Origin of the sequence: Desulfospira joergensenii DSM 10085 (assembly GCF_000420085.1) — a bacterium.
Taxonomy (GTDB): Bacteria; Desulfobacterota; Desulfobacteria; order Desulfobacterales; family Desulfobacteraceae; genus Desulfospira; species Desulfospira joergensenii.
In genome coordinates this window covers 1,301,898-1,318,673 of sequence record NZ_ATUG01000001.1, presented here as the reverse complement: position 1 = coordinate 1,318,673, position 16,776 = coordinate 1,301,898, and the positions used below count along the sequence as shown (strand labels likewise).

The window sequence follows — 16,776 nt, the reverse complement described above, 5'->3', positions numbered from 1 at the left end:
AATGTATACTAAAAAAAAATTGATCTGGCAGATTTTCCCGTCCTTTTTGATTATCATCCTTGTCTCCCTTTTTGTGGAGACCTGGTATTCCACGAATCATTTTAAAACCTTTTTCCTGGAGAATTCCGAAAAGGAACTGACTGTCCGGGCAAAGCTCATCCAGAGCAAATTCGCCCATTTTCTGATCCAGGAGAACCTGCCCAAGGAAGATATTGACCGGCTGTGCAAGGAACTCGGGGCCGATATCGAGACCCGTCTGACCGTAATTTCACCCTCTGGAGTGGTGCTGGGAGATTCCCAGGGCCGCGTGGAGACCATGGAAAATCATTCCGGCCGCCCTGAGATCAGGGAGGCCCTCAAGGGGAAAAAGGGGATGTCCATGCGCTACAGCTCCACCCTGGACAACAATATGATGTATATTGCCCTTCCCATCCTCCAGAACGGAAAACCAAAGGCCGTAGTCCGGACAGCGGTTTCCGTTTCCACCATTGACAAGAACATAAAGGACGTCAGGAACAAGATCCTGTTTGCCATGCTGATCACGGTCATGGCCGCGGCTGCAGCCAGCCTGTATGTCGCAAGAAGGATTATCCGGCCCGTGGAGGAGATGAAGAAAGGGGCCCAGGAATTTGCCAAGGGGAATCTGACCGGGCGCCTGGCTGCGCCGGATACCGAGGAGTTGTCCGAGCTTGCCAGGGTAATGAATACCATGGCCCGGAACCTGGATGAGAGGATAGAGGATTCCATGAACCGGCAGAGGGAGCTTGAGGCGGTCCATACAAGCATGCAGGAGGGGGTGATTGCCATTGACAACGATGAGAGAATCATCACCATCAATGCTGCGGCATCCAAGATCTTTGATTTTCCGGCCTCTCAGTTGAAAAAAAGAAATATCCTGGAGGTGGCCCGGAATTTTGAACTCCAGACCTTTATCCAGAAGGCCCTGGCCACCCACGAGCCCGTGGAGGATGATATCCTGGTTCAGCAGGAAAAGGATCATATCCTGAACATTCACTCCACAGCCCTGTACGATACCCAGGAAAAGCGCATGGGAACCCTGATCATCTTCCATGACATCACCCGGATCCGGCGACTTGAATCCATGCACAAGGCCTTTGCCGCCAATGTCTCCCATGAGCTGAAGACTCCCCTGACCACCATCAAGGGGTTTATTGAAACCCTCCAGGAAATGCTCAAAAAGGATGAAGAGACCCAAAGTTTTTTAAAGATTCTGGAAAAAAACGTCAACCGGATGATCGAACTGATCAACGATCTTCTGGCCCTGGCCAGGCTGGAACGGCTCCAGGGGACCGGGATCGAGTTTGAGGAACATCATCTGTCCGCCCTGATCAACGGGGTGGTGAATATCTGCCGGACCGGAGCAGACAAAAAAAACATCGCCATGGAGTATGCCTGCCCGGAGGATCTCACGGCCATGGTGGATCCCATTCTGATGGAACAGGCCCTGATCAACCTGGTGGACAATGCCGTCAAGTACAGTCCGGAAAAGACAAATGTTCATATTGAGGCAAAGGGAAGGGAAGACATGGTGGAGATCCGGGTCCGGGATACGGGGACCGGCATGGACAAGGAGCATCTGCCCAAGATATTCAACCGGTTTTACCGGGTGGACAAGGCCAGGAGCCGCCATGAAGGGGGGACCGGCCTTGGTCTTGCCATTGTCAAACACATCGTCCAATACCATAACGGCCGGATCGAGGTGCAGAGCAAAAAAGGAATGGGCACCACCTTTACCATCAGCCTGCCGGCCTGATCAATTCCCGTAAAAGATCTCTGCGTTTTTTCCCAGGACCATCTCTTTCTGTTCCCGGGTCAGGCCGGACTGATCCAGGTCGGCATAGTACCGGCCCGGCTTGAGCAGGGGATAGTCCGTTCCGAACAGGACCTTGTCCAGGACTCCGGCCCTTTCTGCCATGTCATAGATGGTGGAATCATAGAGAAAGACCGAGGCGGCCGTATCATACCAGATATTTTTCAGGTCGGCCTTTAATTGTTTTTTCATGACATGATAGAAAAAAATTCCCCCTCCCCAATGGGCCAGGATGATCCGGTTGTCCGGAAAAGTCCGGGCCAGATCGTTTATCTGCTCCAGGGTGACCGGGGTTTTTCCGGGATAGGCATGCCCCAGGGGCTCATTGGTGTGAATCATGCAGGGCAGGTTGCCCCTGGACCTCAGCACTTCCATGACAGGATCAAGGGCTTTCAGGGCAGCCCGGTCAATTCCGGAGAGATAAAAGGCCAGTTCCCCGACCCCGGAAAGTCCGGCATCAAGGCATCGTTCCGCTTCCCGGGCCGCTCCGGTCCAGGCGGTGTCAAAACAGGCAAGCCCCCGGATTCTGTCCGGATATTTCCGGACCGCCTCAATGATGACATCGTTGTTCTGCCTGGCAAGCTCAGGGTTCCGCCAGGGGAACCCCCCCCCCACTGAGATGTCCACTCCCTGCTCATCCATGGTCTCCACCAGCTCGTCGGCAACGGCAATGGAGGCTTTCGGCGAATCGTAGAGGAGTTTGAATTCAGGCTCGCCCTTAAAAAATTGGGACCGGTCTTTTTTGATTTTATCGGGGAATAAATGGACATGGGTATCGATGATCATACGAGGATCTCCCGGGTTCAAGTTGGACTCAAGTCTCAATAATGATTGAAAATCATACCGGATCAATATATATTAATTGTTTTGTTTGAACAAGGAAGAAAAACGATGAAATATTATCCGGTGTACCTTGACCTGAAAGAACGGGAATGCGTTGTGGTGGGAGGGGGCGAAGTGGGTGCCAGAAAAGCCCTGGGTCTTGAAGGCTGCGGAGCCAGGGTCAGAGTGATATCCTGTGAATTTTCAGAGAAGTTCTTCCCTGGAGAGGGATCCTCTCTTCGGCTTGAGAAGCGGCCCTATGAGAAAAAGGACCTGGAAAACGCCTTCCTGGTCTTTGCCGCCACCGACAATGCCGGCCTGAACCGGCAGATCCTGGAGGATGCCAGGCAGATGGGGATACTCTGCTGTCTGGCCGATGCACCGGAACTGGGTGATTTTATCCTGCCGGCGGTCATGGCCCGGGGGGACCTGGTCTGTGCGGTTTCCACTTCAGGGACCAGCCCGGCCCTGGCCAAAAAGATCAAAAAAGATCTTGCCGGAATGTTCGGGCCGGAATACGCTGTTTTTCTGGTTCTCATGGGGAATATCCGGAAACGGCTGCTGGCGGAGGGCCATGACCCGGACCAACACAAGAAGATATTCAGAAGCCTGGTGGAAAAAGATCTGCCGGGCCTGATCGCTGCAAAAGACCGGGAAGGGATCAATTTGATTTTAAAGGATTTGCTGGGCAGGGAATATGATTATCAGAGCCTGGCATCACAGGAGTCTTAAATGGATTTGGAATCAATAAAAATGATGCTGCAGCTGGCATTCGTGCTGTATATAACGGCAACAGCAGGGTATTTGTGCTATCTGTTCAATCAAAAGGACAGGATCCAGAAGGTGTCCTTTTTCCTGCTGGCCTTGGCAGTCCTGATTCATCTCGGGGCAGTGGTCTCCCTGACATCGGCCATCAAGGCTCTGCCCATAAACAACCTTGTACAGAGTCTGTCCATGGCTGCCCTGGCCCTGGGAATCATGTTTTTAATCGTTCAGTATAGATTCAACCTTAAAATCCTGGGTCTGTTTGCCTCGGCCGTGCTGACCCTGACCATGCTGGGGGTGATGGTCATACCGGATACCCCGGTGGCTCCGGACAGACTCCTGAAAGGGTTCTGGCTATACTCCCACATTGTCCTGGTCTTTACCGGGGAGGCTGCCCTGGCCCTGGCCGCCGGAGCCGGACTCCTCTACCTGATCCAGGAAAAGGGCATCAAGGGCAAGAACCCGGGTTTTTTCTTCAGCCGGCTGCCCTCCCTGGATTTTCTGGATAGCGTCAGCTATGCCTGCATCGGAACAGGGTTTGCCCTGCTGACATTTGGTCTGGTCACAGGATTTATCTATGCAAAATCCGTATGGGGGGTTTTCTGGAGCTGGGATATCAAGGAACTCTTTTCCGTAGGCACATGGCTGCTCTACGCGGCCATTCTCCATTTCCGGTTTTATTCGGGGTGGAGGGGCCGGAGGTCGGCCATCATGACCCTGGCGGGATTTTTAGTCATTGTTTTTACTTTTCTGGGTGTCAATATCTTTTTGGGGGGACACCACCAGGGATTTACCAAATAGAATAACCATACTGCCATAAATCTATGATCGCAAAATCAAATATCATTTTAATCGGTGCCAGCCATCAGACAGCACCCGTGGAGCTCAGGGAGAGACTCTCCTTTTCCCAGGAAGAAATCCGGCAGGCCCTTGACCGGTTCAAGCAGGACGGTAAATTAAGGGAAGGGGTTGTCTTTTCCACCTGCAACCGGACCGAGATCCTCTATGTGCCCGGAGGGAATCCGGACCCGGACCGGGACCCTGTGGAAGAGATGATTGATTTCATTGCCGACGCCAAACAGATCGATAAATCAGAGTTTAAACCGGCCCTCTATGTTCGCCGGGGAGATGATGCTGTCCGCCATCTGTTCAGGGTGGCATCCAGCCTGGATTCCATGATGGTGGGGGAACCCCAGATCCTGGGCCAGGTCAAGCAGGCCTATCGTGCCGCAGTGGAGTCCGGGGCATCGGGTGTGCTGCTCAACCGGATGATGCATAAGTCCTTTTCCGTTGCCAAACGGGTGAGAAAGGAAACCGGTATCGGGGACAACGCCGTATCCATAAGCTATGCCGCCATTGAGCTTGCCGGAAAGATCTTTTCAGATCTCTCCTCCAAGAGCGTTATGCTGCTGGGGGCCGGTGAGATGGCTGAACTGGCCGTGGAGCATCTCATCTCCAACCGGGTGAAGAAGATATTGGTGGCCAACCGGACCTTTGATAAGGGGATGATCCTGGCCCAGAAGTTCAGGGGAGAAGCCATCCGGTTTGAGGAAAGGGAGGAGGTGCTCAAGGATGTGGACATCATTATCAGTTCAACCGGAGCAACAGACTACGTTCTGTCCAGGGATCAGGTGAAAAGGGCCATGAAAAAGAGGCATCACCAGCCATTGTTCTTCATTGACATTGCCGTGCCAAGGGATATCGATCCAAAGATCAACGATGTCTCCAATGCCTATGTGTACGATATTGATGATCTGAAAAATATCGTGGAGTCCAATATCCAGCAAAGGGAAAAAGAGACCGTAAAGGCGGAACGTTTTGTTGAAGAGGCGGTCCTGAATTTTCGGAAATGGATGGACAGTCTGGCCGTTGTACCCACCATCAAGGCCATTAACGATAAAATGACCCGGATCGTGAACATGGAATGCGAAAAGACCCTGGCCGGGCTGGACCATTTATCCCCGGAGGATGTCAAGGCCATCCGCCGCATGACCCGGGCCATTGCCTCCCGGGCCATCCATGACCCCATACGATTCCTGCGCCACACCGGCGATCACCGGGACGATTCCCTCTATCTCAACGTGGCCAGACAATTGTTTAATCTGGACATGAAGGAAGAATGAGCCAAGTTTTGCTTTACTTTAGGAGCCAATCTGGTATAGTACCTTTTTGGAAGTTCCGCTAGATTTTAAATGAAGGACAAGGATCATGAAAAAAGAAGATCTGGAATTTTTTAAGTCGCTTTTGACGGACAGGCTGAATGAACTTCTGGTACATGCAGACAGCACAGTAAGTGGGATGACAAAACCCAAAGAGAATTTTGCCGATCCCACGGACCGGGCCTCCCATGAAGCAGAGAGAAGTTTTGAACTGCGCATCCGGGACCGGGAGCACAAATTGATCAAGAAGATAAAAAAAGCTCTGGTAAGAATCGATAACGGCAGTTTCGGCCTGTGCGAGGCCTGTGAGGAAGAGATCACCATCGAACGGCTTAAGGCCAGGCCCGTGACCACCCAATGCATTGACTGCAAGACCAGGGAAGAGGATATGGAAAAGGCCCTGGGTATCTGACAGGCGCTTGCGATCCATTGATTGACCTTCATATACATTCAACTGCTTCAGACGGTTCCCTCACCCCCCTGGAAATCCTGGCCCTTGCCCGGGACAACGGGATCAGGGCCATTTCCCTGACCGATCACGACTCCATAGACGGAATCCTGGAAATCCAGGATCAGATCCAGGACTTTCCCCTGGAATTCATCACAGGGGTGGAGATCTCCTGCGACCCCCCGGTTCAATTCAAGTCCGCCGGCAGCATTCATCTGCTGGGATACGGATTTTCCGTTTACGATAAAGGGCTGAACCGCCTCCTGGAAAGAGCCAAAATTTCAAGGGAACAGCGCAATCCAAAAATCATCAAGGCCCTGAACGATCTGGGAATTGAGATCAGCCTTGCCGAGGTTCAGGAACGGTTCGGTACCGATTTGACCGGTCGTCCCCATATCGCGGAACTTCTCAAGGAAAAAGGGGTTGTGGCCGATTTCCGCCAGGCCTTTGATCTTTATCTGGGCAAGGGAAAACCCGCCTATGTGGATAAGTTTAAAGTCTCCTGTGAAAAGGCCATCCAGGTGATCCTGGGTGCCGGGGGCATCCCGGTCCTGGCCCATCCCGGGCTGCTTGACCTGGGCTCTGACGAGGCCCTGGAAAATTTTATCCAGACCCTAGTTGAGTTCGGTCTCCAGGGAATTGAGGTCTATTATACGGACCACGACCAGAGAACCACTGCCCTGTTAAAATCCCTTGCCAAGGGGAAAAAATTGCTGGTCACCGGAGGATCGGATTTCCACGGCACCTTTAACGCTGGGGTGCACCTGGGTTCCGGGAAAGAGAACATCCGGGTGGAATACGGGCTTTTCAAGAGCCTCACAGACCGGGTCGCATCCATGCGGGCCCTTCATACCCGGCTGGATATACTCGAATCCAACCTGGAATATCAGTTCCTTGACCGGCAGCTGCTGGGCAATGCCCTCTGCCACAGATCCTATTTAAATGAGAACCAGAACACCTGCTCCGGTGACAACGAACGGCTGGAGTTTCTGGGGGATGCGGTTCTGGGCCTGTGCGTCGGTCATATTTTGATGAAGAACAACCCCATGAAAAAAGAGGGGGAACTTTCAAAGCTGAGATCAAGTCTGGTTTCAGAGCCGGCCCTGGCCGACATGGCACGGAAGATCGATCTGGGAAGATTCCTCCGGCTGGGAAAAGGCGAGGCCATCTCCGGGGGCGGAGATAAAAATTCCATACTCTCGGATGCGCTGGAGGCGGTCATTGCCGCCGTTTACCTGGACGCCGGATTTGACCGGGTTTTTGAACTGGTCCAGGGCCTGTTCGGTCCTGCCGTTGATGATGTTCTCTCCTGCCACGATATTCTGGATTACAAGAGCACACTCCAGGAATATGCCCAGGAGACCTGGTCAACCACACCGGTTTACATCGTATCCAGGGAGATCGGGCCGGATCATGACAAGACTTTTGAGATCCGCCTGGAACTGGCCGGACTCAATACAATCGGACTGGGGAAAACCAAAAAGGCGGCGGAACAGGATTCTGCCAGAAATGCCCTGGAACTGATCCGGGAAACTGAGAAAGAACAAGACCCGGGCAAAGTCTGAGACCGGGAACGGAGGGGCGGTTCCAATGGTTCTTTCGGTTCAGGCTTCCAATGCCGTTATGAACGAAAAAAAACCTCCTTTGATAATTCCCATTTTCATCCCCCATTCAGGATGCCCCCATTGTTGCGCCTTCTGCAACCAATCCATGATCACGGGACAGGGAAAAAATCTTCCCGATTCAGGGGAGATGGATCGTATTATCCGTGAGTACCTGGCATATAAAGGGAGCCGCTCCCGGGTGGAACTGGCCTTTTTCGGGGGAAATTTTCTGGGGCTTTCCCCCCGGGAGATTCTTTGGTTCCTGGAGAGGGTCAGGCCCTATATCTCGGAGGGGAGAATTCAGGGGATCCGGTGTTCCACCCGGCCCGATACCATTACCCGCCGGAACCTGGATATCATTGCCTCCCACGGGGTCTCTATGATTGAACTGGGGGTACAGTCCATGGATGATGCCGTGCTTTCCCGGGTCGGGCGGGGCCACACCAGCGATCATACCCGGCAGGCCCTGGATCTTCTCAAGGCCTACGCCATTCCGACCGGGGTCCAGGTCATGATCGGCCTCCCGGGAGAAACCGGAGAGGGAGTGATCCGGGGAATCCGGGAACTGGCCTCTTTTCAGCCCCAAACGGCCAGGATTTATCCCCTTCTGGTGTTGAAGGGAAGCCGGGTGGCAAAATGGCATGCCGCAGGAACATATGTTCCCCTGACCCTGGAACGGGCCGTTGACCAGGCAAAGCAACTCCATCAGATATTTACCCGGGCCGGGGTTGAGGTGATCCGCATGGGACTCCAGGCCTCGGAGATGATGGAGGATAAAACCCAGGTCCTGGCAGGACCCTGGCATCCGGCATTCGGCCACCTGGTCCTGTCATCGTTATTCTTTGACAGGGCCGTCTCCCGGATCCGGGATGTCAGGCCGGACAGGGGGGCCATGGTCCTTAGGGTCCACCCCAGGTCGGAATCCAGACTCAGGGGGGACAAGAATCAAACCCTTGAAAAACTGAAGAAAACATTTCCCCAAATTTCCTTTTCCATAGAGACAAACAGGGATCTGGCCCTTGACGAAATAGAGGTTTCCTGATCCCCCGGGGCATCTCCATGGGTTTGATTTTTCCGGTTTTCCCTCTTTTCCTTGACACCCTGCCGTCCCCATGTGCTAAACTCATTTAAATTTACATTTCGCGAATCAGTTTAGGTATCAGGATCGATCATGAAGAAAATCGGAATCTGTCTCCTGTGGTCTCTCTTTTTTGGGGGAGTCCTGTATCCGGGGCCTGCACCGGCGAATTCGTCCGAACCTCAATTATCCCCGATCCTGAACCTTTCCCCGGATCTGGTCCCGGGGCTGGACGCATTCCGGGCCAGAGAATATGACCGGGCCTATGATCTTCTTTTACGGGCTTTTGAAGCGGAACCGGGCAATTTTCTGGTCAACTTCTATCTGGGCCGGGCCGCTTTTGAGGCAGGCCACTACGAAATGGCGGTCATGGTCTTTGACCGGGCCATGATGCTTCGGCCCCGGGATCCCAGGATCAAGCTGGAAATGGCCAGGGCCTACCAGCGTCTGGGCCTGAACGACATGGCCCGGAGATACTGCCGGGAGGTATTGCTTGCGGATCCGCCCTGGGCGGTGAAGGAAAACATTGAAAGATTTCTGGCCTATATTGACCGTACGGAAAAACGCCATTTCTTCACCGGTTCCCTGGCCCTGGGATTTGACTGGAACGACAATGTATGGTCAAGCCCTTCCTATGAAACCATCAGAATCTTTGGCACGGAGATCTCCCTGGACGGTGTGGCGGCCGGGGAAAAAGAGGATATGATCTATTCGGCCCGGGCCGGACTCAACCATACCTATTCCTTTCCCTATTCCAGGTTAGCCTGGCAGACCCGGGGAAACGCTTACTCGGCCCTTTTTCATGAGCAAAAGGGCCTGAACACCCTTTACCTGGACATTGAAACCGGACCTGAAGTCTTAAAGGAAAAGGGAGTGGCCGGTTTCATGGTAACGGCCGAGTACCTGGATCTGGACCGGTCCAAGTACTCCAGCGCCCTGGGCGCCAGGGCCTATTACCAATTCACGGTTTCCCCTTCAATGGTTCTCATGCCCGGCATTGCATATCAGAGCAGGGCCTTTGAGCGGAATGCCGGCAGGAACTCAGACCACCTGGACCTGACCCTTGGCTCAGCCTTCCGGTTCAGGGGATTCTGGTGGAGCCCCTCCCTGGGATTTGAACATGAAAGTGCGGCAGATGATGAATACTCCTATGACCGGTGGCGTTTTGAGCTGGGGGTCAGCCGGGAAATCCGGGCGGGATTGACTCTCTTCGGGTCCTATGATTTCGAACATACCGACTATGAAGAAGAATCTATTTTTTTTACCCATGCCCGGGTTGACAATACCCATTATCTCGGCCTGGGAATCAGAAAGAGTCTATGGCAATCCCGGGACATGTCCCGCAGTATGAATCTGACATTGGGATATCGATACACCAAGGCAGACTCCAACCTGGATCTGTATGACTATGAGAAAAACAATATTTACTCTTTTATGGAGTACCGGTTCTGATGGGGGGCATATGAAACTCAGATTTTCCTATATGGCAGGGGGACTGATCCTTGGGGGTCTGATTCTGATGTATAGCCAGGTTCTGGGGAAGAGCCTGCCGGAGGATATCGCGGGCAGTGTCGTGGCCCTTCGGGGAAAAGCAACGGCAGCCCTGCCCGGATCTGCTCCGCGCCCCCTTTCCCTCAAGTCTCCGGTCTTTGTCCGGGACATCATTCAGACGGGCCGGGCCCGACTCCAATTGATGTTCAAAGACAATACCCTGATCACCCTGGGCCGGAACTCGGAGATGGTCATCCAGGAGTATCTCTGGAAGAGCGGATCCCGGGATTCCGCCATGCATACCCGGGTAAAGGCCGGCAGTTTCAGGATCATGGGCGGGGCCATCACCCGGGAGGCTCCGGAAAATTTTACCACCCAAACCCCGGCGGCAACCATCGGCATCCGAGGGTCCATGTATGCGGGGCTGGTCCGGGGAAATTCCCTGTCCGTGGTCTTCCAGGGCGGGAGGGGAATCTTTGTGTCCAACGGCCAGGGCCGGGTGAATATCGACATCCCGGGATTCGGCACCCGTGTGGAAGATCCGCAGCAGGCTCCGGAAACCCCTGAGAAATTTAATGAAGAGAGCCTCCAGGAAATCGAAGGAGACCTGGCCTTGCTGGATACCGGTGAGGAGGGGGAACAAAGCCCCGGATCAGAAGGGGAAGGAGAGTCCCTGGCTGCCGATGAAGGGGAATCCGGGGAGTCCGGCCTCCTCTCCTCTGTTCCGGACAGCCCGGATCCCCTTGAATCTCCCATTCCCACAGACATAGACCTGACGACCGACACCCTGCCTGCATCGGGAATATGGATATATAAGGGGAAGCTGACAAGCAATATCGGGGAGATCATCGATGAAACGATTGCTGTCTATATCAACTGGGAGAACCGGAGGGTCATGATCATTGAAAACGACCCGGATCTCGGTTATGGATCTTCCCAGGGATTTGCCATTGGAGAAATCTCAAAGGACGGAAAGATCACCATTTCCCGTATCATGGGGTCGGGTGTCTGGGAAGACATGGGGACGGTGGAGGCCATGACCGGGTCAGGCACGGGCAGTGCAGAGGGGTTGGATTACGGAACAATACAGATGGTTCTGGAAGGATATGACATCAACGTCCAGGACCAGTCTGACCCGTCCAAACAGCGTTTCTGGTCCGATACCCTGGCTGCCGTTGTCTATGATAAAGCAGAGGGGCCCGGCCTTCCGGATACGATCACCTTAAACGGTTTTTTCCTGGGCGTGGGAGAGGACATGGCAGATCCGAATACCGGGAGAACCGCCTTCATGAATTCAGATGCAACAGATTTTCAAATTACCATTGACAGGGTCTCCGGAACCCTTATCGGATCCATGGCCGGTGAGGACTGGTTTAATCCCTCCAACGACATGGACAATATCAGTCTGGGAGGAGACAAAACCAAGTCGGTTTATATCTCCGACGACAAGATGGCCGCGGTTATAGGAGGGTCGCTATCCATCTCTGCCTCCACTGCCGGACTGAAGCCCCACGGAAACTTCATGGTTTCCTCTGCTGAAGCTCCCCTGTCCCAGTACACCACCTGGGGATATTGGGAGATTGCCTATGAAGAACCGGGAAGCAATGAAGATTACCATGTCCATGTGCCCGGAGCCTTCTGGATTGCCGGGGAACAGACCCCGGTCTCAAAGGTGAGCCAGCTCATCGCGGATTCCACCACCCCGGATGGGGTGTATACGGGAAAAGCCCGGGGAGTCCGGTTCAACTCATCCTCACAGATGAGCCAGCTGACCAACGGCAAGACCCAATTGACCATCAAGTTTGATACCAGTGTGAGTAACCCGGTTTCAGGGTTTATCAAATTTGACCAGAAAAATCTTGCTGTTGAAAGCATCCCGGGGGATGTGTTCTCCGATGGAAGCGGGTTCAAGGGAACCGTCAGTACAGCAGGATCCTCCAGGGTGAGGGGCGCCTTTTTCGGAAGCGACGCCCAGGCCATCGGGGGAAATTTCGCTGCGGATATGCCTGACGGGTACAGCTATCAGGGAATTTTCGCCGGGAATCAATAATCCGACTGTGATTCAATTCAAACCATGAAAATCCGAAAAAACAGACTTTTATCCCTTCCCTTTGCGGCAGGATGCATCCTGATCCTGGGCTTTGCCCTGGTATTTTATCTTCTGGGCAGCCAAAAACCGGTTTTTCTTTCCGGTCTGGACAATAAGATCATGGATGTCATGTTCCGCATACGGGGCCCTGTTCCCCACTCCGGCCAGGTGATCATCGTGGATATTGACGAAAAAAGTCTGAAAATGGCGGGCCAGTGGCCCTGGCCCAGGGATATCATGGCGGATCTGATCCGGTCCATCCAGGACAGCGGGGCCAGGGTGGTTGGATTTGATATGGTTTTTCCCGAACCGGACCGGACATCGCCTTCACGTCAGCTTCTCGATCTGAAGCCTGTATTACGGCCCTATCTGTCCAATAAGATTTTTAATCAGATCCTTGAAAATCCGGGCCTGGATCATGATCTTATCTTCGGGGATGCCCTGTCCCGGGGCAGGGTGGTTCTGGGGTACGCCTTTCAGCTCAGGGAGGACAATCTCAAGGCTGTTTCCCAGGTCCCGTTTCCTTCGGCCCGGATCCGGCTGGTTCCTGAAAGTGCCTCATTTGAAAGGCTTGCCCTGATTCCGGCCTACCGCGCCCTGGTCAACGTAGAGGCCCTGGCCACGGCGGAGACAGAAGGCTTTCTCAACGTACTTCCGGACGATTCAGGAACGGTCCGTAAGGTTCCTTTGCTCATGAAGATGGACGGCATCCCCTATCCTTCCCTGGCCCTGGAAACCTGGCGTCTGGGAACCGGGAATTCAGAGCTCGTCATCCATACGGACAGCCGCATAAAAACATCCATGACCCCGGTCCTCGGGGTGGGGGCGGGCAACACCTTTATTCCCACCGGCAACAGCGGCCAGGTCCTGGTCAACCACCGGGGGCCGGTGAATACCTTTGAGTATATCCCGGCCTGGGACCTTTTGGATGGAAAAATCCACCCCGGACTGAAGGATAAATTCGTCCTGGTGGGCTCTTCGGCCACCGGACTGTTTGATCTCAAGGCCACCCCCTTTTCCAGTTCAATCCCCGGGGTGGAGATCAATGCCACCGTCATTGACAATCTGTTAAAAGGGGATCCCTTTGAGTATGATGTCTTTACCGAAATTGCCATGACCTATACCCTGATCCTGGTGGGCGGCATTCTGCTGAACCTGGTGCTCTGTTTTTCAACTCCCCTGCTGAGCGGGCTGGGGGCACTTGTTTTCTTTATCTCCATGTTTACGGGGAATTATTATTATTATTTTCTTGAAAACGACCAGGTCGGGATGAGTTTTCCCTTTCTCATCTTCCTGGTGATTCTGTTCACGGTTTCCATTTTAAACTACGTCAGGGAAGGAAGGGCCAAACAGTATATTCAGAGGGCCTTTTCCCATTATGTGGCCCCGGGGGTGGTAAAAGGCCTGTTGAAAAATCCGGACCGGCTTTCCCTGAGCGGTGAACTCAAGGAGCTGACCGTATTGTTCTCCGATATCCGGGGGTTTACCGGTATGGCCGAGAAAATGGATCCCCAGGTCCTCGGAACATTCATGAACCTCTACCTGACCCGGATGAGCCGGATCATCATGGCCAACAAAGGAACCGTGGATAAATTTATCGGCGATGCCATCATGGCCTTCTGGGGAGCTCCGGGTGAGGATCCGGACCATTCTGCCGGGGCCGTTCACACGGCCCTTTTGATGCAGGAGCATCTCCGGGAAATCAACCGGGATCTCAAGGATCTGGGTATCCCTGACATCTCCATTGGGATCGGCATCAATACCGGACCGGTAAGTGTGGGGAATTTCGGTTCCAGGGACCGGTTCGACTATACGGTCATGGGGGACAACGTCAACCTGGCCTCCCGTCTGGAGGGAATCAACAAGGAATACGGAACAACCATACTGGTCTCGGAGAGTGTAACCCAAAAGCTGTCCGGCCGGTTCTCCTTCCGGTATGTTGACCGGGTCAGGGTAAAGGGGCGGAAAGAATCGGTCCGGATATACGAACCTGGCCTGTCAGAGGTAATTGAATAGATCGCCGCCCCTGGTCTTTTCGCTGCTGTCGCTTCCCGGATCTGGCTTTCATGGGGACGATATCGGACAAATCCGCCTCAAAAGATGGAAAAACTGAGATTTCTTTAATAATATTCTCATTTTAAGGGGATACAGGCTTGATTATATCTGCCCAAGATTGTAAAAGGAAAATGTTATATTTGTGTTAAAACGGTGAATTAGGGGGGCTGATTTCACCGGTATCTGATAAAGGTGAAAAAAATAGTGATTCAGCGGTAGCGGAGCCGGTTTTTTCTTTGGGAGGACCGCTCCGGGTCCGGATATGCAGAAAAGGGATTTCACAGGCGGCATGCCCATGACCCTGTCGGGTTCAGGGAGAATTCACCAGGCCGAGTATGAGGAGAGAAGAGGAAGAAAGCGTGCAGCCAGATTATGAACCAATAAAACAGGTTAAGGTTTCGACATTGATTGTCGACCAGATCAAATCCCATATCGTTGGAGGGAATTTAAAGCCGGGGGATGTTCTGCCCTCGGAAAGGGATCTGATGAAGTCCTTTAACGTGAGCCGGTCTTCTTTGAGGGAGGCGTTGAAGATCCTTGATGCCACCGGATTCATCGAAATCGCCCAGAGGAAGCGGACACGGGTCAAATCCATTGTACCGGACAGCTTTATCGAGCCCATCCGCCCCCTGTTAAAGGAAAATCTTGAAACCGTTCTTGAGGTTCACGATGTCAGAAGATGTCTGGAGTCCTGGAATGCCTATTATGCGGCGGAAAGGGCCACCGAGGAAGATATCGAGGGGTTGAGGCGGAATATTGAATCCATGGAAAAGAAGATCAAGGACAATCAAAGCCTTGTGGACGAGGATGCCGACTTTCACCTGGCCATATCCTCGGCCTCCCATAATAAAATTCAGACCCATCTGATGTACTCCATCTATGCCCTTATCCGGGATACCGTGGGCATCTGCTACGAGACCGACGAAAGCCGGGATATATTGGAGGAGCATCAAAACATATTCAAAGCCATCAAAGACAAAAATTCCGAGCTTGCCCGCCGGATGATGAATGCCCATCTGGACAAGGTCCAGGCAAGGGTTCACCGGTTTTTTAACGATAGAAAAATTTTACATCCCCGCTAGGGCTTTCAGGAACAAAAACGGGAAGCCGATTTGATTTGCCAAAGCTTGGGATTAAAGGGCTAAATTCACGGGCAGTTCTTTTTCAGCCACAACCACGCCGTCTTCATCACAATAGATCCAGTTGCCCGGTGCAATGGTGATCTTGCCGAAATTGACGGGGACATCGATTTTTCCCCGGCCTTTTTTCTGACTCTTTCTGGGGTTGCTTCCCAGGGCCTTGATTCCGAAATCCATTTTCCCAAGGTCCCGGGTATCCCGGACCGCCCCGTTGATGACCACGCCGGACCAGTTGTTTTTCATCCCCAGGGCAGCGATCATATCCCCCATGAGGGCACAGAAAAGAGATCCGTTTCCGTCCACAACGAGCACATGGCCCTGGGCCGGTTCTTCAATGGTTTTTCTTAAAAGGACATTATCCCCATGGCATTGGACGGTTCGGCAGGGACCCCAGAATGCCCTTCGGCCCCCAAAGTTTCTGAACTGGATTTCACAGCTCTGCAGTTGATCCTGGAAATCGTCCATGAGATCGGCAGTTTTCATGGCCCCTCCTTGTTGGGTATCTATCCCTATTTTTTCTCTTCAAAAAAGTTGTGGGTCCGGGACAGGATCTTATCCAGATGCAGGTTCATCTCGCGCCGGGCCTGTTTCTGATCCCTGTCTGTGATGGCCCGGAATATATTTTCATGTTCCTCCAATATGTCCCGGCTTTCGTCGGTCTCGTAGCAGATGCCCACGGTATCCTGGATAAGGGCATAGATGGAGTACATCAGATGGGTCTGGATCTTGTTGTGGGCGGCGGCTGAGATGGCCAGGTGAAACGCGGAGTCCTCCCCGATGAGATTCTGGCCCCGGACCATCTTTTTTTCCATGGATTTCAGGTTCTGCCTCAACCCTTCGATATCCCCATCGGTTGCCCTTTCCGCCGCGTTATAGGCATTCCAGGACTCCAGACATCTTCTCACATCAAGGACTTCCACCACCGTATCAATATCTTCCTTGAGCAGGGGACGCAGGGGTTCGACAAAACTGTCCGGTACAATGGATTTGACCCGGGTCCTCTTTCTCTGGGCGATTTCCACAAATCCGGTGGCATCAAGGATCTTTAATGCCTCCCGCAGGGAGGATCGGCTCACGTTAAAGGACTTCATCAGATCCCTTTCCGAGGGAAGGGGATCTCCGGGTTTTAAATTGCCCTCAACGATGTGGGATTTTATCTGGTCCACAATCAGGGTTGAGATCTTGATCTGTTTGACTGGCTGATAATTCGGTTCTACCATATTATTCCAGTTTGTTTGATAATCGGTTACGTCATTCTCTTCGTGTCCGGGTGAATCCGAACAGGGCTCATAAAA

Annotated in this window: 14 protein-coding genes; 11 read left to right on the top strand and 3 right to left on the bottom strand. The window is 53.0% G+C overall.

Translation table 11 applies throughout. From position 1 onward, the window contains the following. Position 1: 1 nt before the first annotated feature. Positions 2–1,774, top strand: coding sequence for a two-component system histidine kinase PnpS (gene pnpS, locus F608_RS0106600; RefSeq protein WP_022664829.1), 1,773 nt, complete (start codon positions 2–4; stop codon positions 1,772–1,774). Here the strand turns inward: pnpS and F608_RS0106595 are convergent, their stop codons facing one another. Then, complete coding sequence (locus tag F608_RS0106595) at positions 1,775–2,617, bottom strand: amidohydrolase family protein (RefSeq protein WP_022664828.1); 843 nt, start codon at positions 2,615–2,617, stop codon at positions 1,775–1,777. Positions 2,618–2,722: 105 nt separating this feature from the next. Here F608_RS0106595 and F608_RS0106590 point away from each other — a divergent pair, with 105 nt between their 5' ends. From F608_RS0106590 to F608_RS30945, 10 genes are all read left to right on the top strand, one after another. After that, the gene (locus F608_RS0106590) at positions 2,723–3,385 is read left to right on the top strand and encodes a precorrin-2 dehydrogenase/sirohydrochlorin ferrochelatase family protein (RefSeq protein WP_022664827.1); all 663 of its coding nucleotides are present in this window, start codon (positions 2,723–2,725) and stop codon (positions 3,383–3,385) included. After that, positions 3,386–4,219, top strand: a complete 834-nt coding sequence (gene ccsA, locus F608_RS0106585) for a cytochrome c biogenesis protein CcsA (RefSeq protein WP_022664826.1) — start codon at positions 3,386–3,388, stop codon at positions 4,217–4,219. It abuts the gene before it with no gap. A 23-nt stretch (positions 4,220–4,242) separates the two neighbouring features. Beyond that, on the top strand, positions 4,243–5,541 hold the full coding sequence (gene hemA / locus F608_RS0106580; RefSeq protein ID WP_022664825.1) for a glutamyl-tRNA reductase: 1,299 nt from the start codon (positions 4,243–4,245) through the stop codon (positions 5,539–5,541). Between the two features lie 85 nt (positions 5,542–5,626). Next, positions 5,627–5,989, top strand: coding sequence for an RNA polymerase-binding protein DksA (gene dksA, locus F608_RS0106575; protein ID WP_022664824.1), 363 nt, complete (start codon positions 5,627–5,629; stop codon positions 5,987–5,989). Positions 5,990–6,006: 17 nt separating this feature from the next. After that, positions 6,007–7,590, top strand: coding sequence for a ribonuclease III (rnc, locus tag F608_RS0106570; RefSeq protein WP_022664823.1), 1,584 nt, complete (start codon positions 6,007–6,009; stop codon positions 7,588–7,590). 25 nt (positions 7,591–7,615) lie between these two features. Further along, the gene (locus F608_RS0106565; protein ID WP_022664822.1) at positions 7,616–8,671 is read left to right on the top strand and encodes an elongator complex protein 3; all 1,056 of its coding nucleotides are present in this window, start codon (positions 7,616–7,618) and stop codon (positions 8,669–8,671) included. A 129-nt stretch (positions 8,672–8,800) separates the two neighbouring features. Further along, complete coding sequence (locus tag F608_RS0106560) at positions 8,801–10,159, top strand: surface lipoprotein assembly modifier (protein WP_022664821.1); 1,359 nt, start codon at positions 8,801–8,803, stop codon at positions 10,157–10,159. 10 nt (positions 10,160–10,169) lie between these two features. Then, on the top strand, positions 10,170–12,248 hold the full coding sequence (locus tag F608_RS0106555; RefSeq protein WP_022664820.1) for a FecR domain-containing protein: 2,079 nt from the start codon (positions 10,170–10,172) through the stop codon (positions 12,246–12,248). A 24-nt stretch (positions 12,249–12,272) separates the two neighbouring features. Next, complete coding sequence (locus F608_RS30950) at positions 12,273–14,303, top strand: CHASE2 domain-containing protein (RefSeq protein ID WP_022664819.1); 2,031 nt, start codon at positions 12,273–12,275, stop codon at positions 14,301–14,303. Between the two features lie 398 nt (positions 14,304–14,701). Then, complete coding sequence (locus F608_RS30945) at positions 14,702–15,424, top strand: FadR/GntR family transcriptional regulator (protein WP_161626828.1); 723 nt, start codon at positions 14,702–14,704, stop codon at positions 15,422–15,424. Positions 15,425–15,475: 51 nt separating this feature from the next. Here F608_RS30945 and rraA read toward each other — a convergent pair whose 3' ends face one another. After that, positions 15,476–15,964 carry a ribonuclease E activity regulator RraA gene (gene rraA, locus F608_RS0106540; RefSeq protein ID WP_022664817.1) on the bottom strand — a complete coding sequence of 163 codons (489 nt, stop codon included), beginning with the start codon at positions 15,962–15,964 and terminating at the stop codon, positions 15,476–15,478. Between the two features lie 26 nt (positions 15,965–15,990). After that, on the bottom strand, positions 15,991–16,701 hold the full coding sequence (locus tag F608_RS30940; protein ID WP_161626827.1) for a FadR/GntR family transcriptional regulator: 711 nt from the start codon (positions 16,699–16,701) through the stop codon (positions 15,991–15,993). Between the last annotated feature and the right edge of the window lie 75 nt (positions 16,702–16,776).